This window comes from Aeromonas bestiarum (assembly GCF_028751155.1).
Lineage (GTDB): Bacteria > Pseudomonadota > Gammaproteobacteria > Enterobacterales > Aeromonadaceae > Aeromonas > Aeromonas bestiarum.
In genome coordinates this window covers 3103848-3126838 of sequence record NZ_CP064746.1, presented here as the reverse complement: position 1 = coordinate 3126838, position 22991 = coordinate 3103848, and the positions used below count along the sequence as shown (strand labels likewise).

Below are 22991 nucleotides of genomic sequence, written 5' to 3'. Positions count from 1 at the left end.
GAATTGGCCAAACAACGACGCTTTCCGATGCCCTCTGACCGACTGCCCGGCCGCTTGCCAGCCGCCTCTGGTCGAGCCGATATCGGTGGCAGGTGTCCGATCCAGGGGATCGGACGGTATGAGACAGATTTCAAACCGGGTAAGAACAAGACTCTGGCCAGCTGTGAGACAGACGGTGCTTGCCAGTCGTGCCCGGCGACCCAGGTTCACCGTCTCTCTACAATTTCGAAGGAAGAAGTCCATGCGCTCTATCTATTGCGGACAGGTCAATGAGGCCCATGCTGGGCAGACCATTACATTGTGCGGTTGGGTTCATCGTCGTCGCGACCTCGGCGGTCTGATCTTTATCGACATGCGTGACCGGGAAGGGATCGTGCAGGTGTTCTTCGATCCGGACAAGCCGGACGCCTTCGCCCTGGCCTCCGAGCTGCGCGGCGAGTTCTGCATCCAGGTGACCGGTGTGGTGCGTACCCGTCCGGACTCCCAGCGCAACAGCGACATGGCCACTGGCGCCATCGAAGTGTTCGCCCACGAACTCAACATCATCAACCGTGCCGAGCCGCTGCCCCTTGACTTCAACCAGGTCAACAGCGAAGAGATCAGCCTCAAGTATCGCTACCTGGATCTGCGTCGCCCCGAGATGGCCAAGTACCTGAAGACCCGTGCCAAGGCCAGCGCCTTCGTACGCCGCTTCATGGACGAGCACGGCTTCCTCGACATCGAAACCCCCATGCTGACCAAGGCCACTCCGGAAGGTGCCCGTGACTATCTGGTACCTAGCCGCGTGCACAAGGGCAAGTTCTACGCCCTGCCGCAGTCCCCGCAGCTGTTCAAGCAGTTGCTGATGATGTCCGGCTTCGACCGTTACTACCAGATCGTCAAGTGCTTCCGTGACGAAGACCTGCGTGCCGACCGCCAGCCGGAATTCACCCAGATCGACGTGGAGACCTCCTTCATGACGGCGCCGCAAGTGCGTGAAATCATGGAAGAGATGATCTGCAAACTGTGGATGCACATCCTGAATGTGGATCTGGGCGACTTCCCGATCATGACCTTCGACGAGGCCATGCGCCGTTTCGGCTCCGACAAGCCGGATCTGCGTCTGCCGATGGAGCTGGTCGATGTGGCTGATCTGCTGACCGCCGTCGAGTTCGCCGTGTTCGCCGGCCCCGCCAACGATCCGAAAGGCCGCGTGGCAGCCCTGAAAGTCCCGGGCGGCGCCGAGCTGTCCCGCAAGCAAATCGACGAGTACACCAAGTTTGTCGGCATCTACGGTGCCAAGGGCCTGGCCTGGATGAAGGTCAACGACGCCGCCAACGGCCTCGAAGGCGTACAGTCTCCGGTGGCCAAGTTCCTGTCTGACGAGATAGTGCGCGAGATCCTGGCCCGTACCGGCGCAGCTGACGGCGACATCATCTTCTTCGGCGCTGACTCCAAGAAAGTGGTCTGCGATGCCATCGGTGCCCTGCGCCTGAAAGTGGGCCGCGATCTGGGTCTGATGGAAAACAGCTGGAAGCCGCTGTGGGTCATCGACTTCCCCATGTTCGAGGAAGACAGCGAAGGCGGCCTGGCTGCCATGCACCACCCCTTCACCGCACCGAGCAACATGGGCCCGGCCGAGCTGAAAGCCAACCCGGTGGCTGCGTACGCCAACGCCTACGACATGGTGATCAACGGTTACGAAGTGGGCGGCGGCTCTGTGCGTATCCACAACAGCGAGATGCAGGCCACCGTCTTCGACATCCTCGGCATCACCCCGGCCGAGCAGCGTCTGAAGTTCGGCTTCCTGCTGGATGCGCTGAAGTACGGTACCCCGCCGCACGCCGGTCTGGCCTTCGGCCTGGATCGCCTCAGCATGCTGCTGACCGGTACCGACAACATCCGGGACGTGATTGCCTTCCCGAAAACCACGGCGGCCGCCTGTCTGATGACAGACGCCCCCAGCTTTGCCAACCAGGCGCAGATGAGCGAACTGGCGATTGCGACGACCGTCAAGGGTGATGAATAAGCCGGCATCCGGCACAGTCCCGGCCGCGCCCGGCGCGGCCTACCCGGTCACTTTGTGTTATTGAAATCTAAAAAATATAACGGAGAGTCTCTATGGCAGGTCACAGTAAGTGGGCCAACATCAAACACCGCAAGGCAGCTCAGGATGCCAAGCGCGGCAAGATCTTCACCAAGCTGATCCGTGAAATCACCACCTCGGCTCGTATCGGTGATCCGGATCCCGCCAACAACCCACGCCTGCGTGCGGCGGTGGCGGCTGCCCTGACCGGCAACATGACCCGCGACACCATCAACCGCGCCATCGCACGTGGGGCCGGTGGTGGCGACGGCGAGCAGCTCGAGACCATAGTCTACGAAGGCTACGGCCCGGCTGGCTCCGCCGTCATGGTGGAGTGCCTGACCGACAACCGCAACCGTACCGTGGCGGAAGTGCGTCACGCCTTCAGCAAGTGCGGCGGCAACCTGGGCACCGACGGCTCGGTCGCCTACCTGTTCAGCAAGAAAGGGCTGCTGACCTTCGTCGGTGTCGATGAAGATGCCCTGATGGATGCGGCCCTGGAAGCGGGCGCCGATGACGTGGTGACCGAGGAAGATGGTTCCATCGAGGTGTACACCACCCCGAACGACTTCGGGACCGTGCTGGATGCGCTGGAGGCCGCCGGCTTCAAGGCCGAGAGCGCTGAAGTGACCATGATCCCTTCCACCGAAGCCGAGCTGGATGCGGAAACCGCCCCCAAGCTGATGCGCCTCATTGACATGCTGGAAGATCTGGACGACGTGCAGGAGGTGTACCACAACGGCTCCATCTCCGACGAAGTCGCCGCGACCCTGTAATCCGGTCCGTGAACACTCAGGTGGCGACGCTCTGTTCGCCCCCGCTAAAACGGCAGCCTCGGCTGCCGTTTTTCTTATGATGAGCTGGCACCTGATGATCGTGCCGACCATGGCATTGCCCGCCTTAATTTTCCCTTAAGTTTGGCGACTTAAGCTGCCTGCCGTGTCCGGGCGCCCAGCCCCTTGCCGCGCTTGCCCTCAGGAAGAGGTGCGCGGCAAGCGAGCACTCACAACGGGTGCCCCCATGCAGGGGCCCCAGTCCTGCCTGGTTTGTCGGAGTATCGTTATGCGCATCACCCTGGGAGTGATGAAGGTGAATCTGTTGCTGGTGCTGCTGTTTGCACTGGTGTTCAACTGGCCCATCTTCCTGCACTTTTACCACATTCTCACCCAGCTGGAGCACGTCAAGGCGGGCTTTGCCCTCTCTATCCCCCTGGTGCTGCTGGCCGCGCTCAATGCGGTGTTTCTGCCCTTTACCTTCCGCTATCTGCTCAAGCCCTTCTTCGTGCTGCTGATCCTGATGGGCTCTGTGGTCAGCTACGCCATGCTCAAGTACGGCGTCATCTTCGACGTGAGCATGGTGCAGAACATAGTCGAGACCAACAGCGGGGAGGCAACGGCCTACCTCAATGGCTCGGTCGCGCTCTGGTTCCTGCTGACCGGCGTGCTGCCGGCGCTGGCCTTGCTGTGGGTGAAAATAGCCTATCCCAGCCCCTGGTATAAGGGACTGGGGTTGCGCCTTGGCTCCATCGCCCTGTCGCTGCTGTTTCTGGTGGGGGTGGCCGCACTCTATTACCAGGATTACGCCTCGGTCGGGCGCAACAACAAGTCCCTCGGCAAGGAGATAGTGCCCGCCAACTATGTGCACGGTCTCTATCGCTATGCCACCGACATCCTGTTTGCCACCCCCATCCCCTATCAGCCGTTGGGGACGGATGCCAAAGTGGTGGGGCAGGGCGGCAAGCCGACCCTGATGTTCCTGGTGGTGGGGGAGACGGCCCGCAGCCAGAACTACTCCCTCAACGGCTACGGGAAGCAGACCAACAGCTTCACCGCGCAGGAGGCGGGCATGGTCTCGTTTCGCAACGTGCGCTCCTGCGGCACCGCCACGGCTGTCTCCGTGCCCTGCATGTTCTCCAATCTCACGCGCCGGGAATATGACGACACCCTGGCCCAGTCGCGGGATGGCATGCTGGATGTGCTGCAACACGCCGGCATCTCCGTGCTGTGGAAGGAGAACGACGGCGGCTGCAAGGGGGTGTGCAAGAACGTGCCCACCATAGACATAGAGGCCAAGGCGTTCCCGCAGTATTGCCAGAGAGGCTCCTGCTACGACGAGGTGATGCTGGAGGGGCTGGATCAGCAGATAGCGCAGATGAAGGGCAACAAGCTGGTGGCTTTTCACCTGATGGGCAGCCACGGCCCGACCTACTATCGGCGCTACCCCGCCTCCGAGCGCTTCTTCGTGCCGGACTGCCCGCGCAGCGACATCGAAAACTGCACCAATGAAGAGCTGGTCAACAGCTATGACAACACCATACGTTACACCGACAAGGTGGTGGCACGGCTGATCGACAAGCTCAAGACGCTGCAGAACGACTACAACGTGGGGCTGGTCTATCTCTCCGATCACGGCGAGTCCCTCGGTGCCATGGGGCTCTACCTGCACGGCACCCCTTACAAGTTCGCGCCGGACGATCAGACCCGGGTGCCGCTGCTGACCTGGCTCTCCCCCCAGTTGCAGGCAGATCGGCGGCTGAACATGGATTGCCTGCAGCAGGAGGCGGCCAGCCAGCGCTTCTCCCACGACAACCTGTTCCACTCAATGCTGGGGATCATGGATGTGCAGACAAAGGTGTATGACGGGGCCCTGGATCTGTTCAAACCGTGCCGGGCGGGGTAAACCGGCGAACAGCACACAATAAAAAAACGGCAGCCAGTGGCTGCCGTTTTTTATCTCGCAAGGCCAGCGCCTTACTTCTGCTCCATGATGATCTGCAACAGATCACCCTCCAGCAGGGCCCGTTTCACCAGGGCGAAGCCGCCTATGGTGGGTTGGTTCTGGAAGCGCGCCTTCACTATGGGCAGGCCACGGTGGAAGCTCGGCAGAGACTGGTGCTCCACGCAGCGGCGGATGGCCGGGAACAGAATCTCTTCGGCGGCGGTGATTTCACCGGCGATCAGCACCTTCTGCGGGTTGAACAGGTTGACCGTGATGGCCACCGCCCGTCCCAGATGCTCACCCACGTTCTCGATCACGCTGCGGGCCAGTTCATCACCGGCCATGGCGGCCTTGCACACCTCCTGGATGGTGATGTGCTTCTCCTGCAGCGAGCTCAGGTGGCCGCGGCTGATGAGCTCTTTCACCTTGTCGACGATGGCCTCGTTGGAGGCTATGGTCTCCAGACAGCCAAAGTTGCCGCAGTGGCAGCGCTTGCCGAGCGGTTCGACCTGGATGTGGCCGATCTCGCCGACGTTGCGGTTCTGACCGAGGAACACCTTGCCCTTGGTGATGATGCCGGAGCCGGCCCCCTGGTGCACGCTCACCAGGATGGAGTCCATGCAGTCGCGGGATTCACCGAAGAAGTGCTCGGCCAGCGCCAGGGAACGGGTGTCGTTGCCCACGTAGCAGGGCAGGTTGAAGTGGTTCTCCAGCAGCTTGGCCAGCGCCAGATTGCGGATCTGGTACTTGGGGGTATAGATGACCATGCCCGATTCCGGATTGACCAGACCCGGCATGGTCAGCGCTATGCTGATCAGGTTGCGGCTGCGCTCCTGCTGGGCGTCGATGAAGGCACCAATTTCGCGCAGCAGCATGTCGACCACGGGCTGCTGGTCGATCTCGGTCACCTGGGTGATGTGCTGATCGAGCTCCTTGCCGTCGAGATCGTACAGGCTCAGCTGCAGATAGCCGCGGCCGAGCTTGGCGGACACAAACTGAAAGCGATGCTTGATGGTGGTCAGGGAGATGGCGCGCCGCCCGCCGGTAGAAGCTTGCGGTGAGGTCTCCTTGATCAGGCCATGTTCGATCAGTTGCCGGGTTATTTTGGTCACGCTGGCCGGGGCCAGCTGACTCAACTCGGCAATTTTGACCCGCGAGATGGGGCCTTGCAGGTCGATGAGCCGATATACGGCCGCACTGTTGACCTGCTTGATAAGATCTACGTTTGCTATTTGTCCGCCAGTCATAGTGTCACTGTGTTGTGTAGTGTCCGTTAACCACGGTCCCGCAGACCGTGAAGGCCTGATCAAAGACAGTCAGGTTGGCTATTTTTCCGACCTGGATACTACCGAGATGTGAGTCCCATCCAATGGCGCGAGCGGGATATAGGGTGGCCATTCTCAGTGCTTCATCGAGCGGTAATCCGACCTGTTTGACCAGATTTTCCACCCCTTCAATCATGGTGAGGGCAGAACCGCCGAGTGTACCATTCTCGTCGACGCACTGACCATCGCGGAAATAGACGGTTGCGCCACAAAAATCAAACTTCTCAAAGCCTTCCGGCGCACCGGCGGCAGCGGTGGCGTCGGTGACCAGCACCAGCCGATCCCCCAGCATCTTGTGGGCCAGCCGCACGTTGGCCCAGTGCACGTGATGCCCATCGACGATGACGCCGGCATAGACATCCTTGCGATCGTAGATGGCGCCCACTACGCCCGGCTCGCGGCCGTTCACGGTCGGGGTCATGGCGTTGTAGAGGTGGGTGGCAAAGCGGATGCCGTTGTCAAAGCCGGCCATGGCCTGATCGTAGTTGGCGGCGGTATGGCCGGCAGAGACCAGGATGCCCGCTTCCACCAGCTGGCGTATGTGCTCCGGTTTGTTACGCTCCGGCGCCAGGGTGATCTTGGCGATGGCGTCGCTGTTGGCACAGAAGAAGTCGATCATCTCGTCGGCGGGCTGACGGATCTGCTCGGCAGGGTGAATGCCCTTGCGCTTGAGGTTGGTGTAGGGCCCCTCCAGATGCACGCCCAGTACCTCATTGGGGTGGGCAGCCATGTAGTCGCGCGTTACCGCAACTGCCTGCTTCATGTCCGCATCCGGACTGGTGATCAGGGTCGGCAGGAAGCTGGTGGTACCGGATTTCAGGTTGGCGGCCTGCATGGTCGCCAGGGTCTGGGTGGTGATGTGGCCGTTGAACATGACGCCGCCGCAGCCGTTGAGCTGCACGTCGATGAAGCCGGCGCAGAGGTTGGCGCCGTGCAAATCATGTTGTTTTATGCCGGCGGGCAGTTCGGCCCGGCGGGAGATGGCGACAATCTTGTCGCCCTCGATCACCACCCCGTAACCGGTCAGCACACAGCTGCCGGTGTAGAGGGTGCAGTTGGTCAATGCGTACATGGTGGCTCCTTACAGACGGCCGATGTTGGCGGCTTCCAGCTGCTGGAAGTAACGCACCGTCTTGACCTTGAGCTCCATGGTGGAGGGCTCGTCGCACACCATCATTCCCTTCGGATGCAGTTGCAGGGTGGAGATGGTCCACATGTGGTTGACGCTGCCTTCCACTGCGGCTTGCAGGGCCTGGGCCTTGCCGTGGCCGGTCACCAGGATCATGATCTCCTCGGCGTCCATCAGGGTGCCGACACCCACGGTCAGCGCCAGCTTGGGCACCTGCTCCATGTCGCCGCCGAAGAAGCGGGAGTTGGCGATGCGGGTGTCTTCGGTCAGGGTCTTGACCCGGGTACGGGAGGAGAGGGAAGAGGCCGGTTCGTTGAACGCTATGTGGCCGTCATTGCCGACGCCGCCCATGAAGAGGTTGATCTTGCCGTAGGACTTGATCTTCTCCTCGTAGCGCTTGCACTCGGCCACCAGATCCGGGGCGTTGCCGTTGAGGATGTTGATGTTCTCGGGGCGGATGTCGATGTGACAGAAGAAGTTGTTGTGCATGAAGCTGTGGTAGCTCTCGGGGTGATCTTCCGGCAGGCCGACGTATTCGTCCATGTTGAAGCTGACCACGTGCTCGAAGCTCACCTCGCCCGCTTTATGCAGCTCGATCAGGCGCTTGTAGGTGTTGAGCGGGGTGCCACCGGTGGGCAGGCCCAGTACGAAGGGGCGATCAGCAGTGGGTTTGAACGCATTGATACGGTCAACGATGTAACGGGCAGACCACAGGCCCACTTGGCTGGCAGATTTCAACGGGATCAGGCGCATTGTAGATACCTCTGTACGGGTTGCTGCCGGGGTGTCGGCGGCAAATAGGCTGAGACGGATTCAAGTTGTTTTATAGCGTAAATAAAGATTGCGAACTAAGCCACATGTATCCGCTACCTTTATCTCGTTTGGGTGATAATGATCACGAATATACGTTTATTAATTTGCGCAGCGAAATAAAAGCCCTAGACTGCCAAACAAGCCTTGATGGCTTATGCGTCAAACGTGATAAGCACTTAATTTCTAGAAAAACATTAACTAAGGAGAGGAACCGTGAACATTCTCGGTTATTTGCAAAAGATCGGCCGTGCCCTGATGGTGCCGGTAGCGGTATTGCCTGCCGCCGCGATCCTGATGGGGGTTGGCTACTGGATTGATCCGAACGGTTGGGGTGGTGACAGCGCGCTGGCTGCCTTCCTGATCAAGGCGGGTGCCGCCATTATCGACAAGATGGCCATCCTGTTTGCTGTCGGTGTCGCTTATGGCATGTCCAAGGATAAAGACGGTTCCGCCGCGCTGGCCGGTCTGGTCGGCTACCTGGTCGTGACCACCTTGCTGAGCCCGGGCGCCGTGTCGCAAATCCAGCAGATCCCGCTGGATCAAGTGCCTGCCGCATTCGGCAAGATTGAGAACCAGTTCATCGGTATCTTGACCGGTGTGATCGCCGCCGAGCTTTACAACCGCTTCAGCAGCGTCGAACTGCACAAGGCGCTGGCCTTCTTCTCTGGCCGTCGTCTGGTGCCGATCGTGACCTCAGTGGTGATGATAGTCGTCGCCTTCATCCTGATGGCCGTCTGGCCGGTTATCTATGGTGGCCTGGTCTCCTTCGGTGAATCCATCGTCAACCTGGGCTCTACCGGTGCCGGTATCTACGCCTTCTTCAACCGTCTGCTGATCCCCGTGGGTCTGCACCACGCCCTGAACTCAGTGTTCTGGTTCGACGTGGCCGGCATCAACGACATCCCGAACTTCCTGGGTGGCCAATCCTCCATCGACGCCGGTAAAGCGGTTGTGGGTGTCACTGGTATGTACCAGGCTGGCTTCTTCCCCATCATGATGTTCGGTCTGCCGGGCGCCGCGCTGGCCATCTACCACTCCGCCAAGAAAGAGAACAAGGACAAGGTTGCATCCATCATGATCGCCGCCGCCTTCGCCGCCTTCTTCACCGGTGTGACCGAGCCGCTCGAATTCTCCTTCATGTTCGTGGCACCCGTGCTCTATGTCATCCACGCCGTGTTGACCGGTATCTCCGTGTTCATCGCCGCCAGCATGCAGTGGATTGCCGGTTTCGGCTTCAGTGCCGGTCTGGTGGATATGGTGCTCTCCAGCCGCAACCCGCTGGCGACTCACTGGTACATGCTGCTGGCACAGGGTCTGGTGTTCTTCGGCCTCTACTACGTCATATTCCGTGCCGTCATCGTCAAGTTCAACCTGAAAACCCCGGGTCGTGAAGATGACGAAGCCGTACCGGTACAGGCTCAAACCACAGACCGCACCGAACTGGCTCGCCAGTATCTGGAAGTGCTGGGTGGTCAAGAGAACCTGGTCACCATAGATGCCTGCATCACCCGTCTGCGTCTGACCCTGAAAGACCGCAGCATAGTGGATGAGCGCAAGCTGAAAGCTCTGGGCGCGGCCGGTGTGGTCAAGCTCGGTGAACAGAACCTGCAGGTGATTCTGGGCCCCTTGGCCGAAATCATCGCCGGTGAGATGAAGGCCCTGCGTTAATCGGGCGCCAAGCTCGCCTCAAGTCTAAGTCCATTGTTGACATAACTAGGGCCCCGCCTCGGGGCCCAATATAAAAAAAGCCAAGAAATTCCAACCTTTACTTCAAATGAGAGCAGCAGTTATGAACTTGAAACATTCTCTGTTAGCCATTGCCATGTCTACCGTTTTCGTCAGCCAGGTACAGGCAGCCGATGCCGCCAAGCAAGCCGTGGTCGATTCCCTCGCCAGCAACCTCGTCGTCAAGTACGAAGTCGTCACCAACGACGGTGCCGGCGCCGGCCTCGATTGCCAGGCGCTGGGTTCCGAGTGGGCGAGCTGTGGCGTTGCCAAGCTGCACCTGACCAATACAGGTGCTGACGTGACTTCCAAGGACTGGAGCATCTATGTCTCCTCCATCCGTCGCATCCAGCGGGTCGACAACGACCAGTTCACCATCACCCATCTGACCGGCGACCTCTATCGTTTGACGCCAACCGAGCAGTTTAAGGGCTTTGCCAAGGATGCCACGGTCGAAGTGCCGTTGGTGGTGGAATACTGGGTACTGTTCGAATCTGACATCATGCCGAACTGGTATGTCGCCAGCGAAGGTGCCGAGCCGAAAGTACTGGCCAGCATGAGCAACATCGATGACGCCAGCACCTACGAGAAGCCGATGCCGGCCGATGGCTGGAAGCGCACCAAGGATGACAACAACATCCTGATGAACAGCGAAACCCGTTTCGCCGCCAACCTGACCAGCAGCCTGCTGCCGGCCAGCAAGATCGATGACCAGATACTGCCGACCCCGCTCAAGCAAGTCATCAAGGCGGGCCCGCAGGTTGACTTCTCCACCATCAAGCTCAATGCGCTGGACCTGCCGAGCGATCGCGCCGACGCCCTGAAGGCTCAACTGACCAAGCTGGGTGTTACCCTCTCCGACACCGGCTATCCAGTGACCGTCAAGCTCGGCAGCAAGCTCAAGCAGGCCGAAGGTTATGACATGACCGTAGGCCCGAAAGGCACTGTGATCCAGGGTCATGACATCGAAGGCGCCTTCTGGGGCGCGCAGTCCCTGATCTCCCTCTTGGGGGTCAACGACAAGCTGGTCAGCCAGATGAGCGTCGAGGATGCGCCGCGCTTTGAATACCGCGGCATGCAGACCGACGTGGCCCGCCACTTCAGAAGCCCGGAAACCTTGCACAAGCTGATCGACCAGATGTCGGCCATGAAGCTCAACAAGCTGCACCTGGGCCTGACCAACGATGAAGGCTGGCGTCTGGAGATCCCGGGGTTGCCGGAGCTGACCGACGTGGGCAGCCAGCGTTGCCACGATATCTCCGAGACCAAGTGTCTGATGCCGCAGTTGGGTTCCGGCCCGACCAGCGACAACCAGGGCTCTGATTTCTACAGCAAGTCCGACTACATCGACCTGGTGCGTTATGCCAAGGCCCGTGGCGTGACCGTGATCCCCGAGATCAACATGCCGGCCCACGCTCGTGCCGCCGTGGTCTCCATGGAGGCGCGCTACCAGCGGCTGATGGCCGAGGGCAAAGAAGCGGAAGCCAACCAGTTCCGTCTGACCGACCCGGCGGATACCTCCAACGTCACCTCGGTCCAGTTCTACGACAAAATGTCCTTCATCAACCCTTGCCAGCCGGGTGCTGCCACCTTCGTGAGCAAGGTGATGGATGAAGTGGCCCAGATGCACCAGGCCGCCGGCCAGCCGCTGACCGCCTGGCACTACGGTGGTGACGAGGCGAAGAACATCATGCAAGGCGGTGGCTATCAGGATCCGGCCGTCACCAAGAAAGAAGAGCTGGTCGCCTGGAAGGGCAACGTCGACTCCAGCAAGCAGGACAAGCCGTTCGGCAAGTCGCCGGTCTGCCAGAAGATGATCGACGATGGCAAGATCAAGGACGTGGCCGAGCTGCCTGTCTATTTCGCCAAGGAAGTGAGCGAGCTGGCCAAGAGCCGTGGCTTCTCCACCCTGCAGGCATGGGAAGATGGCCTCAAGTACGCCAATAGCGCCAAGGATTTTGCCACCGACAAGACAGTGGTCAACTTCTGGGAAACCCTCTACTGGGGTGGTTTCAACGAGGCGATGAAGTGGGCGCACAAGGGCTATGACGTGGTGCTCTCCAACCCGGATTACCTCTACTTCGACTTCCCGAACGAGGTGCACCCGGCCGAGCGCGGCTACTACTGGGCAACCCGCGTCAACGACACCCGCAAGGTGTTCGCCTTCGCCCCGGAAAACCTGCCGCAGAACGCCGAGACCTCGGTTGACCGCGACGGCAACGCCTTCGTGGCCAAGGGCGACCAGGATCCGGTCAAGTTCCGCGGGATCTCCGGTCAGCAGTGGAGTGAAACCGTGCGTACCGATGCTCAATACGAGTACATGGTCTACCCGCGCATCTTCTCCATGGCCGAGCGTGCCTGGCACAAGGGTGGCTTCGAGCTGAACTATGTGAAGGGTCGCGAGTTCTCCGGTGAGACCAAGCATGTCAACAAGGCCACCCTGAACAAGGAGTGGAACCAGTTCGCCAACCTGCTGGGTCAGCGCATCCTGCCGAAACTGGATGTCCAGGGCGTCGAGTATCGTCTCTCCGTGCCGGGCGCCAAGGTCATCGATGGCAAGCTGGAAGCGAACGTGGATCTGCCGGGCCTGCCCATCCAGTACAGCCTGGACGGCAAGAGCTGGAGCGCCTACGACGCCGCGGCCAAGCCAAGCGTGACCGGCAAGGTCTACCTGCGTACCACCAGCTTCGATGGCAAGCGCACCAGCCGCGTCACCGAGCTGAACTGATAGCAGTCAACCGTTAACGCAAGGTGGGTCGCAAGACCCGCCTTTCCCAAGTCCGATAACGTATCGGCCTTGGGAAAGGTTGACTGTGCGTGTGAGCCTTTGTTGTGTGTGTATTGTCTGTTTTTGTTTTTTCATCACCTTGAACCCCGCCCAGTGCGGGGTCTTTTTTTATCCGTCATGACATTCAGCCTGCGGGCGCGTGCCATTTTGGCCTGCCCGCGCCCCGAATTGGGTAAATTCAGGTTGAGACAGGGCGCGTAATGAGGGATCATAACCGGCTTGACGGCGGGGGGATGAGGGTGCCAGCCGGCACAACTTCCGCCAGTGACGCATTTTTGAGGTGAGCCATGAGTCAGGCGAACAGCCCAACTAACTTTATTCGTCAGATCATTGATGAAGATCTGGCCAGCGGTAAGCACAAGAGCGTGCATACCCGTTTTCCGCCCGAGCCGAACGGTTATCTCCATATCGGCCACGCCAAGTCCATCTGCCTGAACTTCGGCATCGCCCGTGACTATCAGGGTCAGTGCAACCTGCGTTTCGATGACACCAACCCGGTGAAAGAAGACATCGAATACGTGGAGTCCATCAAGCAGGACGTGCAGTGGCTCGGCTTCCAGTGGAACGGCGAGATCTGCTACTCCTCCGACTATTTCGACAAGCTGCACGGCTACGCCATCGAGCTTATCGAAAAGGGTCTGGCCTATGTGGACGAGTTGTCTGCCGAGCAGATGCGCGAATACCGCGGCACCCTGACCGAAGCCGGCAAGAACAGCCCGTTCCGCGATCGCAGCGTGGAAGAGAACCTGGCGCTGTTTGCCAAGATGAAGAACGGCGAGTTCACCGAGGGCAGCGCCTGCCTGCGCGCCAAGATCGACATGGCGTCCCCCTTCATGGTGATGCGCGATCCGGTTATCTATCGCATCAAGTTTGCCCACCACCACCAGACAGGTGACAAGTGGTGCATCTACCCGATGTACGACTTCACCCACTGCATCTCGGACGCGCTGGAAGGGATCACCCACTCCATCTGTACCCTGGAATTCCAGGACAACCGTCGTCTGTATGACTGGGTGCTGGACAACATCACCATCGACTGCCACCCCCGTCAGTACGAGTTCTCTCGTCTGAACCTCGAATACACCGTCATGTCCAAGCGCAAGCTGAACCTGCTGGTGACCGAGAAGCACGTGGATGGCTGGGACGATCCGCGCATGCTGACCGTCTCCGGTCTGCGTCGTCGTGGCTACACCTCTGCCTCCATCCGCGAGTTCTGCAAGCGCATCGGCGTGACCAAGCAGGACAACATAGTCGAGATGAGCATGCTGGAAGCCTGCATCCGTGACGATCTCAACGAGAATGCACCGCGCGCCATGGCCGTGCTGCATCCGGTGAAGGTGGTCATCGAGAACCTGGCGGCCGACGAGGTGCTGACTGCACCGGCGCACCCGAACAACGCCGAGATGGGCACCCGCGAGTTGAACTTTACCCGCGAGATCTTCATCGACGAAGCGGACTTCAAAGAAGAAGCGAACAAGCAGTTCAAGCGGCTGGTGCTGGGCAAGGAAGTGCGCCTGCGCAACGCCTATGTGATCAAGGCTGAGCGGGTCGAGAAGGATGCGGATGGCAAGGTGACTTGCATCTACTGCTCCTACGATCCCGAGACCCTGGGCAAGGATCCGGCCGATGGCCGCAAGGTGAAGGGCGTGATCCACTGGGTCAGCGCCACTCACTCCTTGCCGGCCGAGATCCGTCTCTACGATCGTCTGTTCAAGATGCCGAACCCGGGTGCCGAGGCTGACTTCGAAGGGGCACTCAATCCGGATTCGCTGGTGATCATCGAGGGGGCCCGCGTCGAGGCTTCCCTCAAGGACGCCAAGCCGGAGTTTGCCTACCAGTTCGAGCGCGAAGGCTATTTTTGCGCCGACAACAAGCTCTCCAGCGCCGAGCGCCTGGTGTTCAACCGCACCGTGGCCCTGCGCGATGTCTGGGGCAAGGCCGAGGCCTGATAAGCAGAGGGCAGGGGAGACCCTGCCACTTCTTGTCCGGATTACGGACACAAAAAAAGCCAGCGCTATGCTGGCTTTTTTATTGACCGGTGCAAGACGCCATCAGTCGTCGTGCTTGCAGTCGCCGTTGGCGCAGTGGCCGTACAGATAGAGGCTGTGATTGGTCAGGCGAATATTGTGATGCTTGGCGATATCGCGCTGGCGCTGCTCGATCACTTCGTCGGAAAACTCGATCACCTTGCCACAATCGAGGCAGACCAGGTGGTCGTGGTGTTCCTGGGTGGCCAGCTCGAATACCGACTTGCCACCTTCGAAGTGGTGACGGGTAACAATACCGGCATCATCAAACTGGTTGAGAACGCGATATACGGTAGCGAGACCAATCTCTTCACCCTGGTCGATCAGTCGTTTGTACAGATCTTCCGCACTGGTGTGCTGGCAATCCGGCTGTTGCAGGATTTCCAGGATTTTGACGCGGGGCAAGGTGATCTTGAGCCCGGCCTTTTTTAACGCTTGGTTGTTGTCTGCCATATTCTACTTATTCGCATTCTCGAAGGTGTGGTTATTCTGATTGACTGCCGCTGGAATGGCAACCACGAACTCGCTTGGCCTGTCATTATAGGTCGTAGCCAACCTAAAAATAAACCCAGTAATTCAAGGGCTTTAGCGCAAAGTCCGCCATCTGGCCGAATTGGTGAAATCGCGGCACCGGCTTGCTCGCCCGTCGAATGTTGATAAGATGTAACATTCTTCATTGTCTGGTCGGATGAGATCTATGGATTGGCTTTTTGACAACGCGGCCTGGGTGCGCCGCGCCCTCAACGCCTGGCCCCCCTTCTGGGGCGCAGGCATCAAGATAGAGGCGCTGAGCGATGATTTTCGCTACTGCCGGGTGACGCTCAAGTCCCGCTGGTGGAACAAGAACGCCAACCGTACCCAGTTTGGCGGCAGCATGTTTGCGATGACGGACCCCATCTATCCGCTGATGCTGATGGGCTATTTCAAGAACCGCTATTACGTCTGGGACAAGGCGGGCAGCATCAACTACATCAAGCCGGGCAAGGGCAAGCTGGTGGCCGAATTCAACCTGACCGACGGCAAGCTGGCCGAGATAGCGGCGGCGACCGAGGGGGGCAACAAGCACTTCCCCGAGTTCGAGGTGACGGTGCAGGACAAGGGCGGCGAGCTGGTGGCCCAGGTCAAACGCACTCTCTATGTGCGCGCCAAACCCGAACACAGAGGGGGTTGAAAAGCGCATGTCGCAGAAACAACAAGGGCCCCGATGGGACCCTTGTTGTCAGAGGTGGCTGGCTTGCCGGATCACTCCAGCTCGGCCAGGCACATCTCTTCATGCAGCTGCTTGCACCAGCCTTTGACGCGCTCGGCGGTCAGCTCCGGCTGGCGATCTTCGTCGATACCCAGACCGACGAAGTGCTTGTCATCCACCACAGCCTTGGAGGCTTCAAATTCGTAACCGGCGGTTGGCCAGTTGCCGATGATGATGGCGCCTTTGGCTTCGACTATGTCACGCAGTGTGCCCATGGCGTCGAGGAAGTACTCGGCATAGTCTTCCTGATCGCCGCATCCGAAGATGGCGACCAGCTTGTTGGTGAAGTCGATCTCTTCCAGCTCGGGGAAAAAGTCATCCCAATCGGCTTGGGCTTCGCCGTAGTACCAAGTCGGGATACCGAACATCAGCAGATCGAAGCTGTCGATGTCGGCCTTGCTGCTCTTGGCAATGTCACGGACTTCAATCAGTTGTTTGCCCAGTTCTTTCTGGATCATCTTGGCGACAGCTTCGGTATTACCGGTATCGCTGCCGAAAAACAGACCTACACTAGCCATAGTGTTTAGTTACCCGTATCTGGTGTTAATGCTTAACGGTCAGATTGCGATGCCTGCTGCGAAAGCAGACTCAATCTGTTGCTTCAGGATAGATTGGATCAGCTCGGCTCGGCTGACGTTCTGTTGTAACGCAAGTTGGTTCAGGCGCTCCAGCAACTCGGCCTCCACCTTTAACTCAACCCGTTTCAGGCCATTCTCTCGATCGCGCTTAAGCTGGTTGCGCTTGTTGATCTTGAGCTGGGTCTCACGGGGGAGTGGATTGGTCTTTGGCCTGCCGGGGCGCTTCTCATTTGCGAACAGATCCAGTGTTGTTCGATCAGTTTGCTGTTTGGCCATACATCACAGATGAAAATAAGTTAGCCGATCCCTGAGCCTTCCCAGCCCAATTCGATCAGCCCCTTGGCGACAAAACCCGCGCAACCGAGAAAGAGAACCAACCAGACGATGAGTCGGCCGAAACGGGGCACATTACCGCGTTTGAGCACGTCGTGAATGGCCAGGCCAATCAATATGAAAATGGCCAGAAAGAACAACTTCAGGCCCAGACTCTCGATAAGATCGATATGTTCACTCAGCATGGATTGCGCACACTCCTTATGACGGGCGCACTATATCACAAAGGATTTGAAACTGTTAACCGCCTGTCGACAGGAAATCCACAACCAATTTGTTGAACAAAACCGGCTTTTCGGCGTGCAGCCAGTGGCCGGTTCCGGCGATGACCCGCGCCTTTGCCGCCGGGAATTGCGCCATCACAGTCTCGGTATGCTGGGGCTGCATGTAGTCAGAATCCCCCCCCTTGATGAAGAGCGCGGGCCCCTCGAAGCGGCTCTGGTCGTCGGGCCAGCCCATGATGTTGGCGTAGTTGCGCTCCAGCGCCGGCACGTTGAAGCGCCAGCCCCAACCCGACTCCCCCTTGGCAAAAGACTTGAGCAGGAACTGGCGCACGCCGGGGATCTCGACGTATTGGGCCAGCAGGGCTTCCGCCTCGCTGCGGCTCTGCACCGGCTGGCGCAGGGTGGCGTTGAGACCGGCAAACACATTCTGATGGCGGGCATGGGGATAGGCGACCGGCGCTATGTCGGCCACCACCAGCTTGCCGATCCGGGCGGGGGCCTGCTTGGCCAGCTGCATGGCGACCTTGCCGCCCATGGAGTGACCGACCAGGGCCACCTGATCCAGCGCCAGGGCATCGAGCAGGGCGAGCACGTCGGCGGCTTGCTGGGGATAGCTCATCTCGTCGCAGTGGAAGGAGGCGCCATGGTTGCGCAGATCCACGCTGATGACGCGATAGTGCTCGCCGAGTGCGCGGGCCAGCAGCCCCAGATTGTCCAGGCTGCCGAACAGACCGTGGATCAGCACGACAGCCTGGCCCTGGCCCTGTTCCTTGAAGTTCAATAATGAGTTTTGTTGCAAAATGACACCTTGCCGGTCGTGGGCTTTTTCGCCTGTTTTTTAACACACTGAAAGAAAAGGATTTCATTCCCTGGGAGGCATTTTTTTGTGGTTTTTTTTCAAAAAAATGGCCCCGTATGCGCTATCAGTGCGGAGGATCACACACTTGGCCCGCCATTATGCCGTATTCTCGATGAGATTCATGCACATCTGCCAGCCCTTGGCTTGGGCTGCCGGGTTTGCCTATGTATAATCGCCGCATCCGAATTTCGACGAGTCCAGCGCATCCCTATGAAAACCATCGAGCTTGATGACGATCTCTACTTCTATATCGCCAGCCAGACCCGGCACATTGGTGAGAGTGCCTCCGATATCCTGCGCCGTCTGCTGGAACACCCCACGCACATCGCAGTGCCGCCGGCCGAGCCGGTCGCCATTGCCCAGCCGCGCGTCGTCGCCGACCCCATAGGGCTGCAGGCCCTGCTCGATTCGGGTGAGCTGCAAAAAGAAGAGAAGTCCATCAACCGCTTCATGCAGGTGCTCAGTACCCTCTACCGGGATGACCCGGTCGGGTTTACCCAGGCCACCGAAATCAAGGGGCGCAAGCGCGTCTATTTCTCGCAGGATCCCGAGGCACTGCGTGCCAGCGGCAGCACCACCAAGCCCAAGCCGGTGCCACAGACCCCGTTCTGGGTGATCACCAATACCAATACCAGTCGCAAGCAGAACATGGTGGCCCAGCTGATGGCCAGCATGGGCTATGGCGAAGAGGTGATCGCGCAGGTGTGCAGCGCAATTTAACGCTTCATCAGACTCAGGCCTTGCCGGGCAAGGCCGCCATCAAGCAAGGACAACGCCATGGCACAGCATTCCCACGCCGGTCAGCCGGCCCGTTTAAGTGACCTGACCAACATCCCCCGCCTGGTCAGCGCCTACTACCTCAACAAGCCGGATATGAGCCGCCCCGAGCAGCGGGTGGCCTTCGGCACCTCCGGCCACCGTGGCAGCGCCCTGCACAACGCCTTCACCGAATCCCACATCCTGGCGGTGACCCAGGCGCTGGTGGAATATCGCCAGCAGGCCGGCATCCAGGGCCCGCTGTTTGTCGGCATGGATACCCACGCCCTGTCCGAATCCGCCTTTGCCAGCGCCGTGGAAGTACTGGCCGCCAACGGGGTCGAGACGCGCATTCAGGCAGGCCTCGGCTTCACGCCGACCCCGGTCATCTCTCACGCCATCCTGCGCTACAACGCTGGCAAGGAAGGGGCTGGCAAGCCTGCGGCGCTGGCGGACGGCGTGGTGATCACCCCGTCCCACAACCCGCCGGAAGATGGTGGCTTCAAGTACAACCCGCCCCACGGCGGCCCAGCGGAAGGGGAGATCACCAAGTGGGTGGAAGACCGCGCCAACGCCATTCTGGAAGCCGGTCTGGCCGGGGTGAAACGGATGCCGTTTGCCGATGCCCTCAAGAGCCCCTTCGTGGTCGAGCACGACTATGTCACCCCCTATGTGGATGACCTGAAAAACGTGCTGGATCTGGACGCCATCAAGAAAGCGGGTATCAAGATAGGTGTGGATCCGCTGGGCGGCTCAGGTGTCGCCTACTGGGACGTCATCGCCAAGACCTACGGTCTGAACATAGAGGTGGTCAACTACAAGGTAGATCCCACCTTCTCCTTCATGACCCTGGACAAGGACGGCAAGATCCGGATGGACTGCTCCAGCCCCTTCGCCATGGCGAGCCTGATCGCGCTCAAAGACAAGTTCGACATCGCCCTTGGCAACGACCCTGACTATGACCGTCACGGCATAGTCACCAAGGCGGGGCTGATGAACCCTAACCACTATCTGGCGGTGGCGATCCAGTATCTGTTTACCCATCGTACCGGCTGGCCCAAAGCGGCAGCCGTCGGCAAGACACTGGTCTCTTCCTCCATGATCGACCGGGTTGCCGGCGAGATCGGCCGTACCCTGAAAGAGGTGCCGGTCGGCTTCAAGTGGTTCGTGGATGGCCTCTACAGCGGCGAGTTTGGCTTCGGCGGCGAAGAGAGCGCCGGTGCCTCCTTCCTGCGCAAGGACGGCACCGTCTGGACCACCGACAAGGATGGTTTCATTCTGGCGCTGCTGGCCGCCGAAATTCTGGCGGTGACTGGCAAGGATCCGCAGGCCCACTACGACGCGCTGGAAGCCAAGTTCGGTCGCTCCAGCTACCGCCGTATCGACGCCCCGGCCAACAGCGCCCAAAAAGCCGTGCTCTCCAAGCTGGATCCGGCGCTGGTTGAAGCCTCTACCCTGGCAGGTGAGCCCATCATCGCCAAGCTGACCCGGGCGCCGGGCAACGACGCCGCCATCGGCGGTCTCAAGGTGGTGACCGAGAACGGCTGGTTTGCGGCGCGCCCCTCCGGCACAGAGTCCATCTACAAGATCTACATGGAGAGCTTCAAGGGCGAGGCGCACCTGGACCTCATACAGCAGGAAGCCCAGCAGATTGTCTCCGCTGCGCTGGCTAAAGCGGGCGTCTGAGTCAGCATCAAGCCACTGAAAGCTAAATAAAAACTGACTTAAAATCAAAAGAGGAGCCGCAATGGCTCCTCTTTTTTATTCCTCTTGGCCGAGGCGGTCTGGCATTCACGCCTGGTCGCACTGGCCAGTGCTCGCCCTGCGGGCCTGCCAGCGCTTGAAGAAGGGCCGCGCCGGCAGCTTCATCAGGAAGAGGGAGAGCAGGATCACCCCGATGCCGAGCCACTGGCGGCCATCCAGGGTTTCACCCACCATCAGCACGCCGCAGGAGACAGCCACCATGGGATTGGTGAGGGCCAGCATGCCCATCACTTCCGGGCCGTGGCGCTTGAGCCCCCACAACCAGGCCCAGTAGGCCAGTGCCGTGTTGAGCAGAATAAGCCAGATCAGCCCTGGCGCACTCGCCGAATGGGGCAGCGGCATGGGGCCGGCCAGCCACCAGGCGAGCGGGATCAGCATCAGGCCGCCGAGCAGCAATTGCCAGGCGGTCAGCGCCAGCAGATCGCTCACCGGCCAGCGCTGCATCCAGCGGCTGGATTGGCCGATGAGCAGGGTGGCCAGCAGGGCGCAGGTCACGCCTACGGGATCCAGATTGGCGGAGGGGTTGAGCAGCAGCAAGACCCCGGCCAGCCCCATCAACCCCAGCAGCAGCCACTTCAGGCTGGGCCGTGTGCCATCCTGCAGCCAGGCCAGCAACATCAAGACCAGCGGCAGTGTGGCGCCGAGCGTGCCCGCCACGGCCCCCGGCAGCCGGAAGGCGGCGACGAACAGCAGGGCGAAGAAGGCGGCTATGTTGCAAAACGCCAGCAGGAATTGCTTGCCCCAGGGCAGGGGCGGCAGGCGCGGGTGCAGCAACAGCAGTAGCAGCCCGGCGGGCAAGGCGCGCCACACCGCCACCCAGTAGGGGGAGTAGTCGGTCAGATAGAGGCTGACGACGGCATAGGTGCTGCCCCACAGCAGGGGAGCCAGCAGGGCGATCAGTAGAGGCATGATTTATCTCTTTGTGAAGTATCTTCAAGTAAAGATAATATAGTCCTGGATTGGTTTACTATCAAGTATCTCGATGAAAAGATAAGTGACCTGAGATGGACAGTGATCATGTAGACCTGCTGCTGGCCCAGTGGGCCCGGCAGAGACCGGATCTCGACTGCTCGCCCATGGGGGTGCTGGGTCGGGTGGCGCGGATGGCGGCGATCGCCGGACGGGAGGTGAGCGACGAGCTCAAGGAGTGCGGCCTGCTCGGCAGCGACTTCGACATTCTGGCGACCCTGCGCCGGGCCGGCGAGCCGCTGACGCCGACCGTGCTCTATCAATCCGCCATGCTGAGCTCGGGGGCCATGACGGCCCGGCTCGACAAGCTGGCCGAGCGGGGACTGGTAGAGCGGCAGGCGGCGCCAAGCGACAGGCGCAGCCTGCTGGTCTGCCTGACCGAGTCGGGCAAGACCTTGATCGACCGTGCGGTCGAGCTGCACGTGGCCAACGAGCGGCGTCTGCTGGCGCCGCTGACCCTGGCCGAGCAGGCCCAGCTGGCGGCCCTGCTCAAACGCTGGCTGCTGGAAAACGAATAAAAAAACGGGCCCGCTGGCCCGTTTTTGTTGTCGCCGGATCTCGGTTCAGTAACCGCCTCTGGCATCCTTCACCGCCAACCCCAGCTGCCATACCGCCATGGCGTAGTGGGTGCTGTGGTTGTAGCGGGTGATGGCGTAGAAGTTGGGCAGACCGTACCAGTACTGGTAACCGGTGCCGACATCCAGGCGCAGCAGGCTCGACTCGTTGTGGTTGCCGAGGGGGCTGGTGGGGGTCAGCCCGGCGCGGCGCAGGGAGGCGACGGGGTAGCGGGTCTGGAAGCCGTGCTCATAGCCGGGCAGCTGGCCCTGACCACGTACCGCCACCGGCTGGCCCTTCTCCCAGCCGTGGGCCTTGAAGTAGTTGGCCACGCTGCCGATGGCATCCACCGGATCCCACAGGTTGGTGTGGCCGTTGCCGTTGAAGTCCACCGCGTAGCGCTGGAAGCTGGACGGCATGAACTGGCCATAACCCATGGCACCGGCGTAGGAGCCCTTGGGTTCGGTGGGTTCCATCCCCTCATCCCGGGTCATCACCAGGAAGGATTCCAGCTCGCTGGTGAAGAACTCGGCCCGGCGCGGGTAGTCAAACGCCAGGGTCGCCAGCGCATCCAGGATGCGGGTCTTGCCCATCACCCGACCCCAGCGGGTCTCCACCCCTATGATGCCGACTATGATCTCCGGCGGCACCCCATACACCTGCTGGGCGCGGTTGAGCTCGCTCTCGTATTCGCGCCAGAAGCTGACGCCATTTTGCACGTTGTCCGGGGTGATGAACTTGGCGCGGTAGCGATTCCAGGCGCCGGTCGGGCCCGTGGGCTTGCTCGGCGTGGGGGCCTGGGCATCCATCAGCCGGATGATCCAGTCATAACGCTGTGCCTGGGCCAGCACACCGTGCAGCTCTGCGCCGTCAAACCCGTGCTTTTGCACCATGCGTTGCACGAACTGATCCACGTTGCTGCGATTGGCAAAATCCCCCTTGCTGACCCCCTGGCCGTAGACGGGGCGGCTAGGCGGCGTCTGGTTGATGAAGGCGCTGTTGGGCTGGGGTTTGACCACGGGTTTGGCAGCCGGCGTGCTGCTGCAGCCGTAGAGCAGGGGAAACAGGGAAAGCGTGAGCACGGAGACAAGGCGACGCATAAGGTTCTCATGAG

The 22991-nt window shown here is 60.3% G+C and carries 20 protein-coding genes; 10 read left to right on the top strand and 10 right to left on the bottom strand.

Annotated features, from left to right (window positions below):
- Nucleotides 1-241 precede the first annotated feature (241 nt).
- From aspS to IU367_RS14435, 3 genes are all read left to right on the top strand, one after another.
- Nucleotides 242-2008 (top strand): aspartate--tRNA ligase, encoded by a 1767-nt coding sequence (gene aspS / locus IU367_RS14445; protein ID WP_274452256.1) that lies wholly within the window; start codon nt 242-244, stop codon nt 2006-2008.
- A gap of 92 nt (nt 2009-2100) precedes the next feature.
- Nucleotides 2101-2841, top strand: coding sequence for a YebC/PmpR family DNA-binding transcriptional regulator (locus IU367_RS14440; protein WP_043557237.1), 741 nt, complete (start codon nt 2101-2103; stop codon nt 2839-2841).
- Nucleotides 2842-3127: 286 nt separating this feature from the next.
- Complete coding sequence (locus IU367_RS14435) at nt 3128-4744, top strand: phosphoethanolamine transferase (RefSeq protein ID WP_274452255.1); 1617 nt, start codon at nt 3128-3130, stop codon at nt 4742-4744.
- A 71-nt stretch (nt 4745-4815) separates the two neighbouring features.
- Here IU367_RS14435 and nagC read toward each other — a convergent pair whose 3' ends face one another.
- Genes nagC through nagB form a run of 3 tightly spaced genes read right to left on the bottom strand, consistent with a single transcriptional unit; the run spans nt 4816 to nt 7990 of the window.
- Nucleotides 4816-6030: a DNA-binding transcriptional regulator NagC gene (gene nagC, locus IU367_RS14430; RefSeq protein ID WP_042872493.1), complete on the bottom strand. Its 1215-nt coding sequence runs from the start codon at nt 6028-6030 to the stop codon at nt 4816-4818.
- 4 nt (nt 6031-6034) lie between these two features.
- A complete protein-coding gene (gene nagA, locus IU367_RS14425) occupies nt 6035-7180 on the bottom strand; it encodes an N-acetylglucosamine-6-phosphate deacetylase (RefSeq protein ID WP_274452254.1) in 1146 nt (381 codons plus the stop codon).
- Between the two features lie 9 nt (nt 7181-7189).
- Nucleotides 7190-7990, bottom strand: coding sequence for a glucosamine-6-phosphate deaminase (nagB, locus tag IU367_RS14420; protein WP_042872490.1), 801 nt, complete (start codon nt 7988-7990; stop codon nt 7190-7192).
- A 273-nt stretch (nt 7991-8263) separates the two neighbouring features.
- Between nagB and nagE the strand changes: the two genes are divergently transcribed.
- The 3 genes from nagE to glnS all read left to right on the top strand — a co-directional run bounded on the left by nagE (nt 8264) and on the right by glnS (nt 14512).
- Nucleotides 8264-9718: an N-acetylglucosamine-specific PTS transporter subunit IIBC gene (gene nagE, locus IU367_RS14415; RefSeq protein ID WP_241324596.1), complete on the top strand. Its 1455-nt coding sequence runs from the start codon at nt 8264-8266 to the stop codon at nt 9716-9718.
- A gap of 121 nt (nt 9719-9839) precedes the next feature.
- Nucleotides 9840-12503, top strand: coding sequence for a beta-N-acetylhexosaminidase (locus IU367_RS14410; protein WP_274452253.1), 2664 nt, complete (start codon nt 9840-9842; stop codon nt 12501-12503).
- Nucleotides 12504-12850: 347 nt separating this feature from the next.
- Nucleotides 12851-14512, top strand: coding sequence for a glutamine--tRNA ligase (gene glnS, locus IU367_RS14405; protein ID WP_274452252.1), 1662 nt, complete (start codon nt 12851-12853; stop codon nt 14510-14512).
- Between the two features lie 102 nt (nt 14513-14614).
- On the opposite strand, the gene fur is transcribed toward glnS, so the two are convergent.
- Nucleotides 14615-15043 carry a ferric iron uptake transcriptional regulator gene (fur, locus tag IU367_RS14400; protein ID WP_005309693.1) on the bottom strand — a complete coding sequence of 143 codons (429 nt, stop codon included), beginning with the start codon at nt 15041-15043 and terminating at the stop codon, nt 14615-14617.
- Nucleotides 15044-15287: 244 nt separating this feature from the next.
- On the opposite strand from fur, the gene IU367_RS14395 reads away from it, so the two are divergent.
- Complete coding sequence (locus IU367_RS14395; RefSeq protein WP_172955377.1) at nt 15288-15761, top strand: DUF4442 domain-containing protein; 474 nt, start codon at nt 15288-15290, stop codon at nt 15759-15761.
- Nucleotides 15762-15832: 71 nt separating this feature from the next.
- Here the strand turns inward: IU367_RS14395 and fldA are convergent, their stop codons facing one another.
- From fldA to IU367_RS14375, 4 genes are read right to left on the bottom strand one after another with little or no spacing between them, the layout of a single operon-like run.
- Entirely contained in the window at nt 15833-16357 is a 525-nt protein-coding gene (gene fldA, locus IU367_RS14390) for a flavodoxin FldA (RefSeq protein ID WP_017412672.1), read from the bottom strand.
- Nucleotides 16358-16396: 39 nt separating this feature from the next.
- A complete protein-coding gene (ybfE, locus tag IU367_RS14385) occupies nt 16397-16693 on the bottom strand; it encodes a LexA regulated protein (RefSeq protein WP_005309699.1) in 297 nt (98 codons plus the stop codon).
- Nucleotides 16694-16713: 20 nt separating this feature from the next.
- Nucleotides 16714-16935 carry a DUF2788 domain-containing protein gene (locus IU367_RS14380; protein ID WP_042036907.1) on the bottom strand — a complete coding sequence of 74 codons (222 nt, stop codon included), beginning with the start codon at nt 16933-16935 and terminating at the stop codon, nt 16714-16716.
- Between the two features lie 55 nt (nt 16936-16990).
- On the bottom strand, nt 16991-17755 hold the full coding sequence (locus IU367_RS14375) for an alpha/beta fold hydrolase (protein WP_103471928.1): 765 nt from the start codon (nt 17753-17755) through the stop codon (nt 16991-16993).
- A gap of 288 nt (nt 17756-18043) precedes the next feature.
- Between IU367_RS14375 and seqA the strand changes: the two genes are divergently transcribed.
- Both seqA and pgm read left to right on the top strand, forming a co-directional pair.
- Nucleotides 18044-18553, top strand: coding sequence for a replication initiation negative regulator SeqA (seqA, locus tag IU367_RS14370; protein WP_274452251.1), 510 nt, complete (start codon nt 18044-18046; stop codon nt 18551-18553).
- 57 nt (nt 18554-18610) lie between these two features.
- A complete protein-coding gene (gene pgm / locus IU367_RS14365; protein WP_274452250.1) occupies nt 18611-20275 on the top strand; it encodes a phosphoglucomutase (alpha-D-glucose-1,6-bisphosphate-dependent) in 1665 nt (554 codons plus the stop codon).
- A 105-nt stretch (nt 20276-20380) separates the two neighbouring features.
- Here pgm and IU367_RS14360 read toward each other — a convergent pair whose 3' ends face one another.
- On the bottom strand, nt 20381-21262 hold the full coding sequence (locus IU367_RS14360) for a DMT family transporter (RefSeq protein WP_065402995.1): 882 nt from the start codon (nt 21260-21262) through the stop codon (nt 20381-20383).
- 95 nt (nt 21263-21357) lie between these two features.
- Between IU367_RS14360 and IU367_RS14355 the strand changes: the two genes are divergently transcribed.
- Nucleotides 21358-21840, top strand: a complete 483-nt coding sequence (locus tag IU367_RS14355; protein WP_103471926.1) for a MarR family winged helix-turn-helix transcriptional regulator — start codon at nt 21358-21360, stop codon at nt 21838-21840.
- A gap of 45 nt (nt 21841-21885) precedes the next feature.
- Here IU367_RS14355 and mltB read toward each other — a convergent pair whose 3' ends face one another.
- Complete coding sequence (gene mltB, locus IU367_RS14350; RefSeq protein ID WP_274452249.1) at nt 21886-22977, bottom strand: lytic murein transglycosylase B; 1092 nt, start codon at nt 22975-22977, stop codon at nt 21886-21888.
- Nucleotides 22978-22991 lie beyond the last annotated feature (14 nt).